This is a genomic window from Hugonella massiliensis (genome assembly GCA_001486445.1).
GTDB classification, from domain to species: Bacteria; Actinomycetota; Coriobacteriia; order Coriobacteriales; family Eggerthellaceae; genus Hugonella; species Hugonella massiliensis.
Map to the genome: position 1 here is coordinate 505,385 of LN908986.1, position 12,757 is coordinate 518,141.

The 12,757-nt window shown below is 65.4% G+C and carries 11 protein-coding genes; 7 read left to right on the forward strand and 4 right to left on the reverse strand.

Annotated elements, in window-relative coordinates:
- Positions 1 to 254 precede the first annotated feature (254 nt).
- Complete coding sequence (locus BN3270_RS09665; RefSeq protein ID WP_058986020.1) at positions 255 to 575, forward strand: hypothetical protein; 321 nt, start codon at positions 255 to 257, stop codon at positions 573 to 575.
- Between the two features lie 2 nt (positions 576 to 577).
- Complete coding sequence (locus tag BN3270_RS04785; RefSeq protein WP_058986021.1) at positions 578 to 1,501, forward strand: proline iminopeptidase-family hydrolase; 924 nt, start codon at positions 578 to 580, stop codon at positions 1,499 to 1,501.
- Between the two features lie 564 nt (positions 1,502 to 2,065).
- On the opposite strand, the gene BN3270_RS04790 is transcribed toward BN3270_RS04785, so the two are convergent.
- Positions 2,066 to 2,953, reverse strand: coding sequence for a methionyl aminopeptidase (locus BN3270_RS04790; protein WP_058986022.1), 888 nt, complete (start codon positions 2,951 to 2,953; stop codon positions 2,066 to 2,068).
- Positions 2,954 to 3,295: 342 nt separating this feature from the next.
- Here BN3270_RS04790 and BN3270_RS04795 point away from each other — a divergent pair, with 342 nt between their 5' ends.
- Together BN3270_RS04795 and BN3270_RS04800 are read left to right on the forward strand one after the other, a co-directional pair.
- Positions 3,296 to 4,135 (forward strand): hydroxyethylthiazole kinase, encoded by an 840-nt coding sequence (locus tag BN3270_RS04795; RefSeq protein ID WP_058986023.1) that lies wholly within the window; start codon positions 3,296 to 3,298, stop codon positions 4,133 to 4,135.
- 113 nt (positions 4,136 to 4,248) lie between these two features.
- Positions 4,249 to 4,548: an MTH1187 family thiamine-binding protein gene (locus BN3270_RS04800; RefSeq protein ID WP_058986024.1), complete on the forward strand. Its 300-nt coding sequence runs from the start codon at positions 4,249 to 4,251 to the stop codon at positions 4,546 to 4,548.
- Positions 4,549 to 4,588: 40 nt separating this feature from the next.
- Here the strand turns inward: BN3270_RS04800 and nadE are convergent, their stop codons facing one another.
- Entirely contained in the window at positions 4,589 to 5,350 is a 762-nt protein-coding gene (gene nadE / locus BN3270_RS04805; RefSeq protein ID WP_058986025.1) for an NAD(+) synthase, read from the reverse strand.
- Positions 5,351 to 5,531: 181 nt separating this feature from the next.
- On the opposite strand from nadE, the gene BN3270_RS04810 reads away from it, so the two are divergent.
- A complete protein-coding gene (locus BN3270_RS04810; RefSeq protein ID WP_058986026.1) occupies positions 5,532 to 6,662 on the forward strand; it encodes an Ldh family oxidoreductase in 1,131 nt (376 codons plus the stop codon).
- 104 nt (positions 6,663 to 6,766) lie between these two features.
- Here BN3270_RS04810 and BN3270_RS04815 read toward each other — a convergent pair whose 3' ends face one another.
- On the reverse strand, positions 6,767 to 8,116 hold the full coding sequence (locus BN3270_RS04815; protein ID WP_058986027.1) for a radical SAM protein: 1,350 nt from the start codon (positions 8,114 to 8,116) through the stop codon (positions 6,767 to 6,769).
- Between the two features lie 389 nt (positions 8,117 to 8,505).
- Here BN3270_RS04815 and BN3270_RS04820 point away from each other — a divergent pair, with 389 nt between their 5' ends.
- Positions 8,506 to 11,160, forward strand: a complete 2,655-nt coding sequence (locus tag BN3270_RS04820) for a DEAD/DEAH box helicase (RefSeq protein ID WP_082673360.1) — start codon at positions 8,506 to 8,508, stop codon at positions 11,158 to 11,160.
- A 216-nt stretch (positions 11,161 to 11,376) separates the two neighbouring features.
- On the opposite strand, the gene BN3270_RS04825 is transcribed toward BN3270_RS04820, so the two are convergent.
- Positions 11,377 to 12,027 (reverse strand): radical SAM protein, encoded by a 651-nt coding sequence (locus BN3270_RS04825; RefSeq protein ID WP_058986028.1) that lies wholly within the window; start codon positions 12,025 to 12,027, stop codon positions 11,377 to 11,379.
- Between the two features lie 93 nt (positions 12,028 to 12,120).
- Here BN3270_RS04825 and thpR point away from each other — a divergent pair, with 93 nt between their 5' ends.
- Complete coding sequence (gene thpR / locus BN3270_RS04830; RefSeq protein ID WP_058986029.1) at positions 12,121 to 12,687, forward strand: RNA 2',3'-cyclic phosphodiesterase; 567 nt, start codon at positions 12,121 to 12,123, stop codon at positions 12,685 to 12,687.
- Positions 12,688 to 12,757 lie beyond the last annotated feature (70 nt).

Here is a 12,757-nt window from a genome sequence, read left to right on the forward strand (position 1 = left end):
CTGCGCCCCATTCTACAAGTTCGTCCCACCGGAGATGTTGCGCGGGCGTTTCGAATCGACCGAACGCCCAAAGGGCGCAACGAGCCTGCCGTCCCGCCCGGGCCCAGTCCGCGCTGCCGAGCGCGGGCCGCTCCACGGGACGGACCGCCAATCCGCACGGCCCACCGCCCCACGGGTCGGCCCACCTGTCCGCACCGACCGCTTGTCGCCGGGCGTACAATAGCCAACGAGCCACGAGAAAAGGAGTGCACCCTATGGCAGCATGCTGGACGATCCGCGGATGCGAAGGCGACTTGAACAACTACGACCACTGCCCGCACGCGATGCTCGGGGGCCGCTGCCCCGTCGACTGCCAGTTCAGCTACTGCGAGCGCCCCCAGCACAAGCAGGCGTCGGCGCTCGATTTGCTCGAGCCCACCGTCGACCGCAGCAAATGCATCAAGGAAATGTGCCTGACCTGCGAATTCTACTTGCAGCACGGCCCGCGCAAAAACCCCGACGCCCCTGCCGTGGAAGTGTCCGACCCCACGGCCATGACCTACCGCGACCACGCCAACCCCGGGGAACGCTGGTAGCGATGGATGAGGCCGAAACCCTGCCCGAACGGGAAGGCTTTATCCCCTTCGGCGGCTACCGCACCTACTATCGCATCGCCGGCACCTGCGCGCCGGGCAAGCTGCCCCTGCTCGTGCTGCACGGCGGCCCGGGAGCGGCCCATTACTACCTGCAATCGCTCGACGGCATCGCCCGCCGCTACGGCCGCGCCGTCATCTACTACGACCAGTCGGGCTGCGGAAGGTCGCAGACGCCCGTGCAGGCCGACGTCTGGTCCTGCTCTTATTTCCTCGACGAGCTCGCCTGCGTGCGACGCGCCCTGGGGCTCGACCGCTGCCACATCTTGGGGCAGAGCTGGGGCGGTATGCTCGCGATGATGTACGCGGTGGGATCCCCCTGGCATAGCCACGACAACGCCGGCATCGCCTCGCTCGTGATCGCAAGCTCGCCCGCCGACATGGACCTCTGGCTTTCGGAAGCCCTCCGCTTGCGTAGCTATCTACCGCCCGACACGGAAGCCGCCCTCGCCCAAGCCGATATCGATGGCGATTACGAACGCCCCGAAGTGAAGGCGGCAACGGCCGAATACTACCGACGGCACGTAAGCCTCGTCCCCGAACACGAGCGTCCCGCTCACCTGCACAACCCCGAACCCGACCCCGTGGGCGACGCTTGCTTCCACACCATGCAGGGCGCAAGCGAGTTCGTGGTCACCGGCAAACTCGCGCACTGGTCGATTGTCGACGACCTTGCACGCATCGCCCAGCCCACGCTGATCACCTCGGGCATCGCCGATGAGTGCACCCCGCTCATCGCCAAGCAGGAAGCCGACCTCATCCCCCACGCGCATTGGGAGCTTTTCCCCGGCGGCACCCATTGGGTGCACGGCGAGCAACCCGACCGCTACAACCGCGTCGTCGAAGACTTCTTGGAAGCCCACGAATAAGGCGGCGCGCCTGCCGGACGCGAGGCGCGTGCCATACCGCTCGTTTCGCACGCCCGCCGCGCGCGGGGCGCTCATCTTGCACGGTCGTTGCAGATTCCCTCTCATTTCGCACGGTCGTTGCAGGCGATTTCGAGTTCGACCCCCTGCATACGGGGTCTTCCGCTCGTTTCGCAAGGAAATGTCACGTCGAACAGGAAAATCCTGCTCATCCTGCAGGGGTGTTGCACGATTTCGCTCAAGATGCACGGCCGTGGCAGATTTCTGCTGCAAGAACCCTGCAGAATGAGTTTCCGAAGGCCCGTTCCCCGTTCGGCCTGCGACAGCCGTGCATTTTGAGCAGCGGAAAGCAAGCCGGAACGAGGGTCGGCAAGCAGCCGGGACGAAATGGTTTCAGAGAGGACAGGGCGACCTGAAACGCGGGGAATGAAAGCGAAGGCAAGCCGGGGAACGCGGACGGGGCGATGCAAGCCGCCCACTCGGGCGAGACGAGCCCACCGAAGATTCAAAAAGCGCCTTCGACCGCTGGGCCGAAGGCGCTTTTTGCATTCGGATGCAACCGCTGCGCTACCAGCTGAGCAGCTCGTAACCGTCTTCGGTCACAACGAGCTGCACCTCCCACTGGGCCGAAGGCTTGCCGTCAGCCGTGCGCACGATCCAGCCGTTGGCCTCGTCGGTCGTGATGGCCGCCGTGCCCATGTTCACCATCGGCTCGATCGTGAAGCAGAGGCCGGGCACAAGAATCGGGCCCGTGCCCGCTTCTGCGACAAAGCTCACAAAGGGGTCTTCGTGGAACTCGCGGCCGATGCCATGGCCGCCGTATTCGCGCACCACGCTGAAGCCGGCATCAACGGCCACCTTCTGCACGGCGGCGCCCACGTCGCCCAAATGCCCCCAGGGCTTCACCGCGGCAAGACCCGCCTGCACCGATTCGTGGCAGACCTCGACGAGCCGCTTCCATTCGGGGTCGACGTCGCCGATGCAGTACATGCGGCTCGAGTCGCTGAAGTAGCCGCCCTTGATGGTGGACATGTCGACGTTGATGATGTCGCCGTCCTTCAACACGTCCGCCTCGTTGGGGAAGCCGTGGCAGACAACCTCGTTGATCGACGTGCACACGCTGTAGGGGTACCCCTCGAAGTTGAGGTCGGCCGAAATCGCATCATGCGCGGCCAGGTAGTCGTTGACCCAGTTGTTGATGTCCATCGTCGACACGCCGGCAGCGATATGCTCGCCCACGTAGTCGAGGATGCCCGTGTTCACCGCAGCCGACGCCTTGATGCCGGCGATGTCTTCGGCGTTCTTGTAGAGGTCGCGCGGCATAACTTCTTCGCCCGCGTCCCACAGAAGCTCAAGGCGCTTATCGGTTTCGTAGTGGCACTTCTTGTACTTGCGGCCGCTCCCGCACCAACAGGGGTCGTTGCGGTCGGGGTTTTTCAATCCGTCGTAGCTCATGGATACTCCTTTGTGCTTGCGTATGTCGCCCACCATGATAGCAATGAGGACAACGCGCGCACGCGAGGAAGCGTCCGCGCCCCGATAATGCCGCATACACGCACAGGGCGGGCTCGCAGCCCAATTGCGGCGCTTCGCCGGCGCGAGGCGCCTGCACCCCGCCGTTCGTGCTAGCATCGACCCAGCAGTGCAGGGGTGCTGCGCGCCACCGCGCGCGCCAGCTGAGAGGGCGCTCCGCCCAACCCTTGGAACCTGTCAGTTAACACTGGTGTAGGGAGCATGGACGAAAGACAGCGCCCACCGTGCCCTCGGTGGGCGCTTTTCGTCCGGAAAGGAATTCTCATGCTCGACAAGGCGACGCTCGAAGGTCAGATCATCGAAACGGTCGAGGCGGTGAAGCGCACCAACCCCATGGCGGCCTCGGTCACCAACTTCGTCACGATCGATTTCGTTGCTAACGCCCAGCTGGCAGTCGGCGGATCGGCCGCCATGGTCTTCCTGCCCGACGAGGGCGAAGGCGTGGCCCAGGCGGGCGGTGCCATGTACCTCAACATGGGCACCCTCATCCCCGTGCATCAGAAGACGATGCCGGCCACGGCGCTCGCCCTGCACCAAGCAGGCAAGCCCTGGGTTGTCGACCCCGTGGGACTGGGCATCGGCAGCCTGCGCACCCAGATCCTGCGCGAGATCATGCCCCTGAAGCCCACCGTGATCCGCTGCAACGCCAGCGAGGCTATCGCCCTCGCCAGCCTGCTCGAGCTCGACTTCGCAGGCGAAGCCGGCGGCGTGCGCGGCGTGGACTCCACCGATTCGGTGGACGCCGCAGCTGGCGCCGCCGTGGCCCTTGCCCAGTACACAGGCGGGGCCGTCGCCGTGTCGGGAGAAGTCGATTTGGCGACCGACGGCGAGACGATCGTGCGATCCTTCGGCGGCAGCCCCTTCATGCCCTACATCACGGGCACGGGCTGCGCGCTCGGCGGCGTCGCAGCCGTCTACGCAGCCTGCGCGCCCACCCCGCTTGCGGCCGCGGTCGCGGCAGCCAACGTTTTCGACCTGGCCGGCACCCGCGCCGGGGCCACGTCCCAGGCGCCCGCGAGCTTCAAGGTCGCCTTCCTCGACCAGCTCTACCTGGCCGGCGCCGAAGACATCGCCCACAACCCCATGGAACTTTCCCAGGCATAGGACCTGCGAATCGCCCGGGGCCGCGCGATTCGCCCACGGCCCCGGGCGGGCGAATCGTATCCAGCGGCGGGCACACGAGGCCCGCCGCGCCAGCGCACACGAAAGGAACCGTCATGAATACGCTCGTCGCCGTCGCAATCGCCCCCTTCGGAGAAGGCGAGGAACTCGCCTCCTACGTCGCAGAAGTCGTGAAGGTCATCCGAGAATCGGGCCTTCCCAACCGCACCAATTCGATGTTCACCGAAATCGAAGGCGAATGGGACGAGGTCATGAAGGTCGTCAAAGACGCCACGTTCGTTCTTGCCGAGCGAGGCATCCGCACCGAGGTCATCCTGAAGGCCGACATCCGCCCCGGCCGCACCGACATGATGCACGCCAAGGTCGACGCCGTCGACAAGATCCTGGGCGCGTAGACAAGCGGGGCCAGCGCGCCCCGCGCGAAGGCGCGCGCCCTTACGGCTGGAAGGTGGGCATGGGCATGAGCTTGTGCAGATTGGCCGCATGCAGGGCGTCGATGCGGTCCTTGACGGCCGCATCGTCGATCGCGCCGGTGGCGATGTAGCGGTCGAGCACCTCGTAGGTGAAGCCGAGCTTGTCTTCGTCGGTCTGGCCCGAAAGCCCGTCGCTCGGCGTCTTGCGCACGAGCGCGTCGGGAAGGCCGAGCACGGTGCCCAACTGGCGCACCTCTTCCACCAACAAATTGCCCAGGGGACTCACGTCCCCCGCCCCGTCGCCGAACTTGGTGGCGTAGCCCACCCAATCCTCCGACTTGTTGCAGGTATTCAGCACGAGCGCCCCGCCCGGCAGGCTCTGGGCGACCGCATAGAGCGTCGTCATGCGGATGCGGGCCGGCAGGTTGATCTTCGTGTCCTTCGAAATCCCGGCGCCCCCGTTTGCCAGCATGAGCTCGCCCGATGCGACGAGAGCCGACTGCAGGGCATCGGCGGCCTTTCCGATGTTGACGGTGATGTGCCGGATGCCGAGCGTGGCGACGAGCAACTTGGCATCGTCGATATCGGACTGCACGCCGCGCGGCATGAGCACCCCCATCACCCGGTCGCGGCCGAGCGCTTCGGCGCAGAGCGCCGCCGTTACGCTCGAGTCCTTCCCACCGGAAATGCCCACGACAGCCCAGCCGTCGGGGCAGGCGTGCGCGAAGAAGGTGCGCAGCCAGGAGACGATCTCGTCTTTCGTCTGTGCGGGGAATGCGAGCATGGAGAGCTCCTTCGGTCGGCAAAGAGAGGGCGGGCGCCCTCGGCAGGGTGCCCCCATTGTACGATGCGAATGTTTCGATTGGGCAAAGCCGACCCGCTCTGCGCGCGCCCTCACGCGCCGCACACGCCACCGTGCTACACTTACGCGCGTTAACGCAGGTCATTTTCCAAAAGGGAGAGCAATGGGACAGGCAATTTGGAGCTTCGAGACGCTCGATACGTTCTGCAACGACGTCTTCCATGCGTTCGGATTCAACGACGACGACAGCAACACGATCAAAGACGTGCTGCTCACCGCCGACCTCTTCGGCATCGAAAGCCACGGCATGCAGCGCATGGTGCGCTACCACAAGGGCCTCGAAAAGGGCACGATCCACGCCGACGCTACGCCGGAAGTCGTCTTCGAAACCCCGATTTCAGCCGTCATCGACGGCCACGCGGGCATGGGCCAGCTCAACGGCGTCTTCGCGATGAAGAAGGCCATCGAAAAGGCCAAGACGGTGGGCGTGGGCATCGTGTCGGTGCGCAATTCCAACCACTACGGCATCGCCGGCTACTACGCCAAAATGGCCTCCGACGCGGGCCTCATCGGCTTTTCCAGCACGAATTCCGAAGCCATCATGGTGCCGGTCTACGCGCGCAAGGCCATGATCGGGTCGAACCCGATAGCCCTCGCCGTGCCCGCCGACCCCTACCCCTTCCTGTTCGACGCGTCGACCACCGTGGTCACGCGCGGCAAGCTGGAAATGTACAACAAGGCCGGCAAGCCCCTGCCCGAAGGCTGGGCCCTCGACGAAAACGGCCAGCCCACCACCGACGCGCCGCGCGTGCTCGCCAACATCGTGGCCAAGGCTGGCGGCGGCATCATGCCGCTCGGCGGCTCGAGCGAAGTAAGCGGCGGCCACAAGGGCTACGGCTACGGCATGATCGCCGAAATCTTCAGCTCGATCCTCTCCCAAGGGGTGACGAGCGAGAAGTGCTGCACCTTCCCCGACAAGACGGGCATCTGCCACGGCTTCGCCGCGATCGACCCGGCGGCCTTCGGCAACCCCGACGACATCAAGGCCCACTTCAGCGCCTACCTGGAAGAGCTGCGCCGCGCCCCGCTCGCCGAAGGCGCCGAGCAGATCTACACGCACGGCGAAAAGGAGGTCCTCGCCGAGAAAGACCGCCGCGCCAACGGCATCCCCGTTTCCGACGGCACGATGGTCGAGCTCGCGAACCTCTGCGCCTACCTCAAGCTCGACTTCGCCCACTACTTCCCCGGCTACGAGCTGCCCGCCGACAAGAAGTTCTTCGGCGGCAACTACTAGCGGCGACCAACGGCGCGCGAACGCCCGCCGGCGCCGGCGCATGAAAAAGCCCTTCGACCGCACGGCCGAAGGGCTTTTTCTCGTTCGGGCGGAACGTGCACCGTCTAGTGCGAGAAGGTGCCCACGCGATGGTCCTTCTCCCACAGCTTGTCGGCCGTGGGCTTCCAGGCCTTCGCGTAGTCGTCGCAGCGGGCGCACAGGTCGTCGACCGTTTCGGCCGCTTCGAGGTTGGACGACTTCGCGCCCGACTCCTTCACGATACGGCGCAGCTCGTCGGGGTTTTCCAACATGGGGCAGGGACGCAGCATGTTGTCGTTGAAGGGCTGGTTGTCGTGATAGGCTTGGCACAGGGGGCTGCGCAGGCATTCGAGCAGGGACTTATCATGGATGTTCGAATCGCTGAAGTGGATGAACACGCAGGGGTCGACGTCGCCTGCGGCGTTGATGTGCAGGTAGCGGCGACCACCGGCGATGCAGCCCTGCACCGACTGGCCGTCGTTCTGGAAGTCCATGGGGAAGATCGATTTGGTATCGCGATAGAGGCGGACTCGGTGGTACATCTCCTCGCGCTGTTCGGGCGTGCACATGAGGTCGATGTTGGCGTCGGAGCCCACCGGCATGTAATGGAAGTACCATACGAACACGGCGCCCCAGTCGATCATCTGGTCGATGTATTCCGGGCTCGACACCACGTCGTAGTTCTCGCTCGTGTAGCAGCAGGAAATGCCGAAGATGAGCCCGTTCTCCTTCATGAGGTTCATCGCATGCACGCAACGGTCGTAGACGCCTTCGCCGCGGCGGAAATCGGTGGTCTCCTTGTTGCCTTCGACCGAAAGCGCCGGCACGAAGTTCTTCACGCGCTTCAGGTCGTCGCAGAATTTCTGATCGATAAGCGTGCCGTTGGTGAAGCAGAGGAAGGTGCATTCGGGATGCGCCTCGCAGAGCTTGATCAGGTCGTCTTTGCGCACCAAGGGCTCGCCGCCCGTGTAGATGTACATGTAGGTGCCCAACTCTTCGCCCTGGCGAATGATGTCGTCGATGTCGTCGTAGGTGAGGTTGAGACGGTTACCGTAGTCGGCTGCCCAGCAGCCCTTGCAGTGGAGGTTGCAGGCGCTCGTGGGGTCGAGCAGAATGGCCCAGGGGATGTTGCAATTGTATTTCTCGCGCAGTTCCTTCTGCTTGTTCCAGCCCTTGACGCCGGCGTTTTCCAGGAAGTTGGCGATGAGGTTGTCGACCTCGTCGGCGTCGCGCTCCTTCAGGATGCGCACGAGCATCTGGTAGATGTTCGAGTCGGGGTTGCCCACCGCCTCTTTGATGGCGTCCATCTGCGCGGGGAAGGTGCCGTGGGCGAACGTGTCGGCGACGTTCACCAGACGCGGCAGCGCCTTTTCCGGGTTGGAATGCAAAATCTTCAACGTTGAACGAATGCCGAAATCGGCAATCTGCTCTTTCACGGCGTACCCCTCGTCTATACGATGCTTTGAACAGCTGTCTGCATTGGAATTGATTCTAGCGCCATTCCTGTTGTGATTCACCCAAGTTGCCGAATTGTTTCCCCACGTCAGCAGTCGAAAATTAGACACTATCGAGAAGATGCCTAGTTTTTGCACATCCGAAGCCGAGCGTGTAAACGAAGAAGAAAAGCTGGGGTATGACGAGCGCGCGCGGCGCGAGCGGCCCCTGACGCAGAGGGAGCGCCGTGTGACAGCGACGGCGCGCGGGAGTGAGACGACGGGGACGGAGGGCGTCGTCCCGAAAGCGCCCGCTCGCCGCCCCGCCCCGGCCTTCCACGGTAGAATGGACGGGACGAACGCCCCACGCATCAACGCAAGGACCACCGCACATGACCGATTTAGCACAGACCCCCGACGACCGCGCCGAAGCGACCGAACCGGAGGGCACCGCCCCGTCCACGTCGACCGCCGCCTCGCCCGACCCCTTCGCACCCGGCTCGCTCGGCGCCATGATCCCCTGGCCCGAAGACTCCGACGGCTGGCCCGACATCGACCCCGGCGATGCCCTCGACCTGTTCTTGGAATGGTGCGCCTCGCGCGGCATAGAGCTGTGGCCCCACCAGGAGGACGCCCTTATGGACCTGGCCGCCGGCGACCACGTGATTCTGGGCACCCCCACCGGGAGCGGCAAGTCGCTCGTGGCCATGGGCCTGTGCTTCATGAGCGTCTGCACCGACCGCCGTGCCTACTACACCGCCCCGATCAAGGCCCTGGTGAGCGAGAAGTTCTTCCAGCTGGTGCGCATCTTCGGCCGTGAGAACGTGGGCATGATCACCGGCGACAGCACGATCAACACCGATGCCCCGATCATATGCTGCACGGCCGAGATCCTGGCCAACGACGCCCTGCGCCTGGGCGAGGACGCCGACATCGGCTGCATCGCGATGGACGAGTTCCACTTCTTCGCCGACCCCCAGCGCGGCTGGGCCTGGCAGGTGCCCCTGCTCGCCCTCCCCCACGCCCAGTTCCTGCTCATGAGCGCCACCTTGGGCGACACGACCGACATCGCCGCCACGCTCGAAGCCCGCACCGGCGGCACCGTCGACACGATCGCCGACGCCCCGCGCCCCGTGCCGCTTTCCTACGAGTTCGCCGACACGGCCTTGGAAGCCACCGTCGAACTCGCCATGCGCGCCGGCGAAGCGCCCCTCTACATCGTCCACTTCGCCCAGGACGCCGCCCTGAAGAGCGCCCAGTCGCTGTCGAGCTTCAACATCTCGACCAAGGAGCAGCGCGAGAAGATCAAGGAGACCATTCGCGGCACGCAGTTCTCCACGGTCTTCGGCAAGACCCTGCGCCGCCTGCTGCTCGCCGGCGTAGGCGTGCACCATGCCGGCATGCTGCCCCGCTACCGCCTGCTCGTGGAAAAGCTCGCCCAACAGGGGCTCCTGCCCGTAATCTGCGGCACCGACACGCTCGGCGTGGGCATCAACGTGCCCATCCACACGGTCATCCTCACCGCCCTCGCCAAATACGACGGCAACAAGATGCGCCGGCTCAACGCGCGCGAGTTCCACCAGATCGCCGGGCGTGCCGGCCGGTCGGGCTTCGACACCGAAGGCCGCGTGATCGCCGAAGCCACCGAATACGACATCGAAAAGGCCCGCACCCTGGCCAAGGCCGGCGGCGACGTGAAGAAAGCCAAGAACAAGCACCTGAAAACCCCGCCCAAGGGCTTCGTGGGCTGGAACCAGCAGACCTTCGAGCGCCTAATCGAAGCCGAGCCCGAAAAGCTCAAGCCCCGCATGCGGATCACGCACGCCATGGTACTCGACGAGGTCATGCAGGGCGGCGATGCCTGGACCCGCGTACGCACGCTCATCGGCAACAGCATGCAGACCGACCCCGAAAAGCTCGCCCTCTTCCAGCGGGCCGACGAGATCTTCGCAACGCTCGAGACCGCGGGGGTTGTCGAGCGCACCCCCAACGACACGGGGACCTTCGACTACGCCCTCACCGTGGACATGCCCGAAGACTTCGCGCTCGACCAGCCCCTTTCCCCCTTCATGCTCGCGGCCCTCGAACTGCTCGACCCCGAAGCCGACACCTACGCCCTCGACGTGATCTCGATGGTGGAAGCCACGCTCGAAGACCCGCGACAGATCCTGCGCGCCCAAGAGCGGGCGGCCAAAGACGCCGCCATGGCCTCGATGAAGGCCGAGGGCATCGACTACGACGAGCGCATCGACCGCCTGCAGGAGGTCACCTACCCCAAGCCGCTCGAAGACCTGCTCGACGCCGCCTTCCAACGCTATTGCCAAGACGTTCCCTGGGCCAACGACTACGAGCTGTCGCCAAAATCAATCCTGCGCGACATGGTCGAAACGGCAAGCGATTTCAAAGGCTACATCCAGCGCTACAAGATCGCCCGGTCGGAGGGTCTCTTGCTCCGCTACCTTTCCGACGCCTATCGCGTGCTCGCCAAAACCATTCCCGACGACAAGATCGACGAGCGCTTGGGCGACCTTATCGCCTGGCTGGGCCTGGTCGTGCGCAGCGTCGACTCGAGCTTGGTCGACGAATGGGAAAACGCCGGCGACGAGCGCCGCGGGGAAGACGTCGCCGCCCCGCAGGCCGCCGACGTCGTCGTCCGCGACCGGCGCGCCCTCACCGTGCTCGTGCGCAACGCTCTCATCTCCCGCGTGCGGCTCGCCTCGCTCGACCGGCCCCGCGACTTGGGCGAGATGGACGCCGACTGGGGCATGCCGGCGCCCTACTGGAAGCAAGCGCTCGACGCCTACTACGAGGCCCACGACGAGGTAGTCCTTGACGCCGATGCGCGCAGCATGAACTACCTGGCCATCGACGAATCGGCCGAGCAGACGGCGCACGTCTGGCATGTGCGCCAGACCTTCAAAGACGAAAACGAGGACCGCGACTTCGCCATCGACGCCGACGTCGACCTCGATGCCAGCCAGGCCACCGGCGAGGCGGTCTTCAAGAACTACCGCGTGGGCTTCATCGAGGATTTGCTGGGAGCGTAGCCGGCCCGCAGAGGCGCAGAATCGCCGCACGGCGCGCGACCGCGCGAATTAACGCACATTTCTCGACGAAAAGCTCCGATTTGCAAGGGGATCGGCCAGAATTGTGCGTTAATCGTCCGCGCTGCGGGGGCGGGGAAGGCACGGGGGGCAGGGGGCGCAGAGTCGCAGGGCGGGGCCGCCCGCACTGTAGGGGGCGATGGGACGGAAAGCGCCGCCCTAGACCCCGCGCGCGTCGGGGTCCCAGACGATCTTGTGCAGCTGCACCTGCAGACGGGCGTTCAGGTTGCGCTCGACCAGGAAGTCCGCAATCTCGACAAGCGGAATCTGCCCGAACACGGGGCTGAAGAAGACCTGGGCGGCCGGCTTGTAGGCGGCAAGGACCGCTTCGGCCGCACGCAGGTCGGCTTCGGTGCCCACGACGAATTTGAGCACGTCGCTCTCCGTGAGCCGGGCGAGGTTGTCGGCCCGCATGCGCGCTTCCTCCCCGCTCGAAGGGCTCTTCCAATCCATGGTGTAGAACACGTGCGGGCGCGGCACGGGCAACTCGATGCTGCCGTTGGTTTCCACGTTCACCTCGAACGCGTCCAAGGCGTCGAAGAGGGGATCCAGGTCCTGCAGAAGGGGCTCGCCTCCCGTCACCGTCACCGCGCGTGCCCCAAAATCCGCCGCGCGCGCCGCGATCTCATCGGCCGTGAGCAACTCGTCTGTGGGCCCGGGCTCGAAGGCGTAGGTCGTATCGCAGTAGCTGCAGCGCAGGTTGCAGCCCACCAGCCGCACGAAGGTCGCCGGAAGGCCCGCGCGGGCGCCCTCCCCCTCGATGCTGTGGAAAATCTCGTTGACGCGATAGCGCTTCGCCGACTCGTTCATCTTCTGCTCCGTGAATGTGGGACACTGCTGAAACGGGAGGGGACGCCGCATGCGCGCCCTCCCCTCCGTTCAGTGTCGCATAAGGAGGCCGCCATGAGGCTGTTCATCGCCCAACGTTTCGATTCCTGCGCATCCGCCGCAGCGCAGGTGGCCGCCGCCCGCGACCGCCTGCGCGCCATGGCCGAAACCGGTGCCTTCGTGCCCGACGAGAACCTGCATATGACCCTTGCCTTCCTCGGCGAGGTCGACGAAGACCGGATCGAGGACGTCGAAGAGGCGATCGACGGCGTCACCGGGTCGTTTACCAGCGAGCTCGCCTTCCGCACCGCCAGCCGCTGGCCGCAGAAGTCGGGCAAGCGGTATGTGGGCGATGTCTGGAAGCTCGATGCAGAAGCCACGCCTCAGCTGGTCGGCCTGCAGCGCGCGATTGCGCGCGCCCTTGCCAAAGCCGGCTTCGACCTCCCGCGGCGGCCCTTCGAACCCCACGTCACGCTCGCACGCCGCGTCCTGCTCGCCGAAGCGGCCCCCGACGTCGACGAGGCCGCCCGCATCGTGGCGGGCGATCCCTTCACGGCTCGCCTCCAGACGGTGAGCCTGATGGAATCGCAGCTGAGCAACGACCGACCGCCCCGCTATTCCGAGATCTGCGCCTGGGAGTAACATGAGGGCATAACACAAGGACCGCGGGCCGCAGAGCAGCCCGGGCAAGCAGGCGGCGGCGCCAACCGCG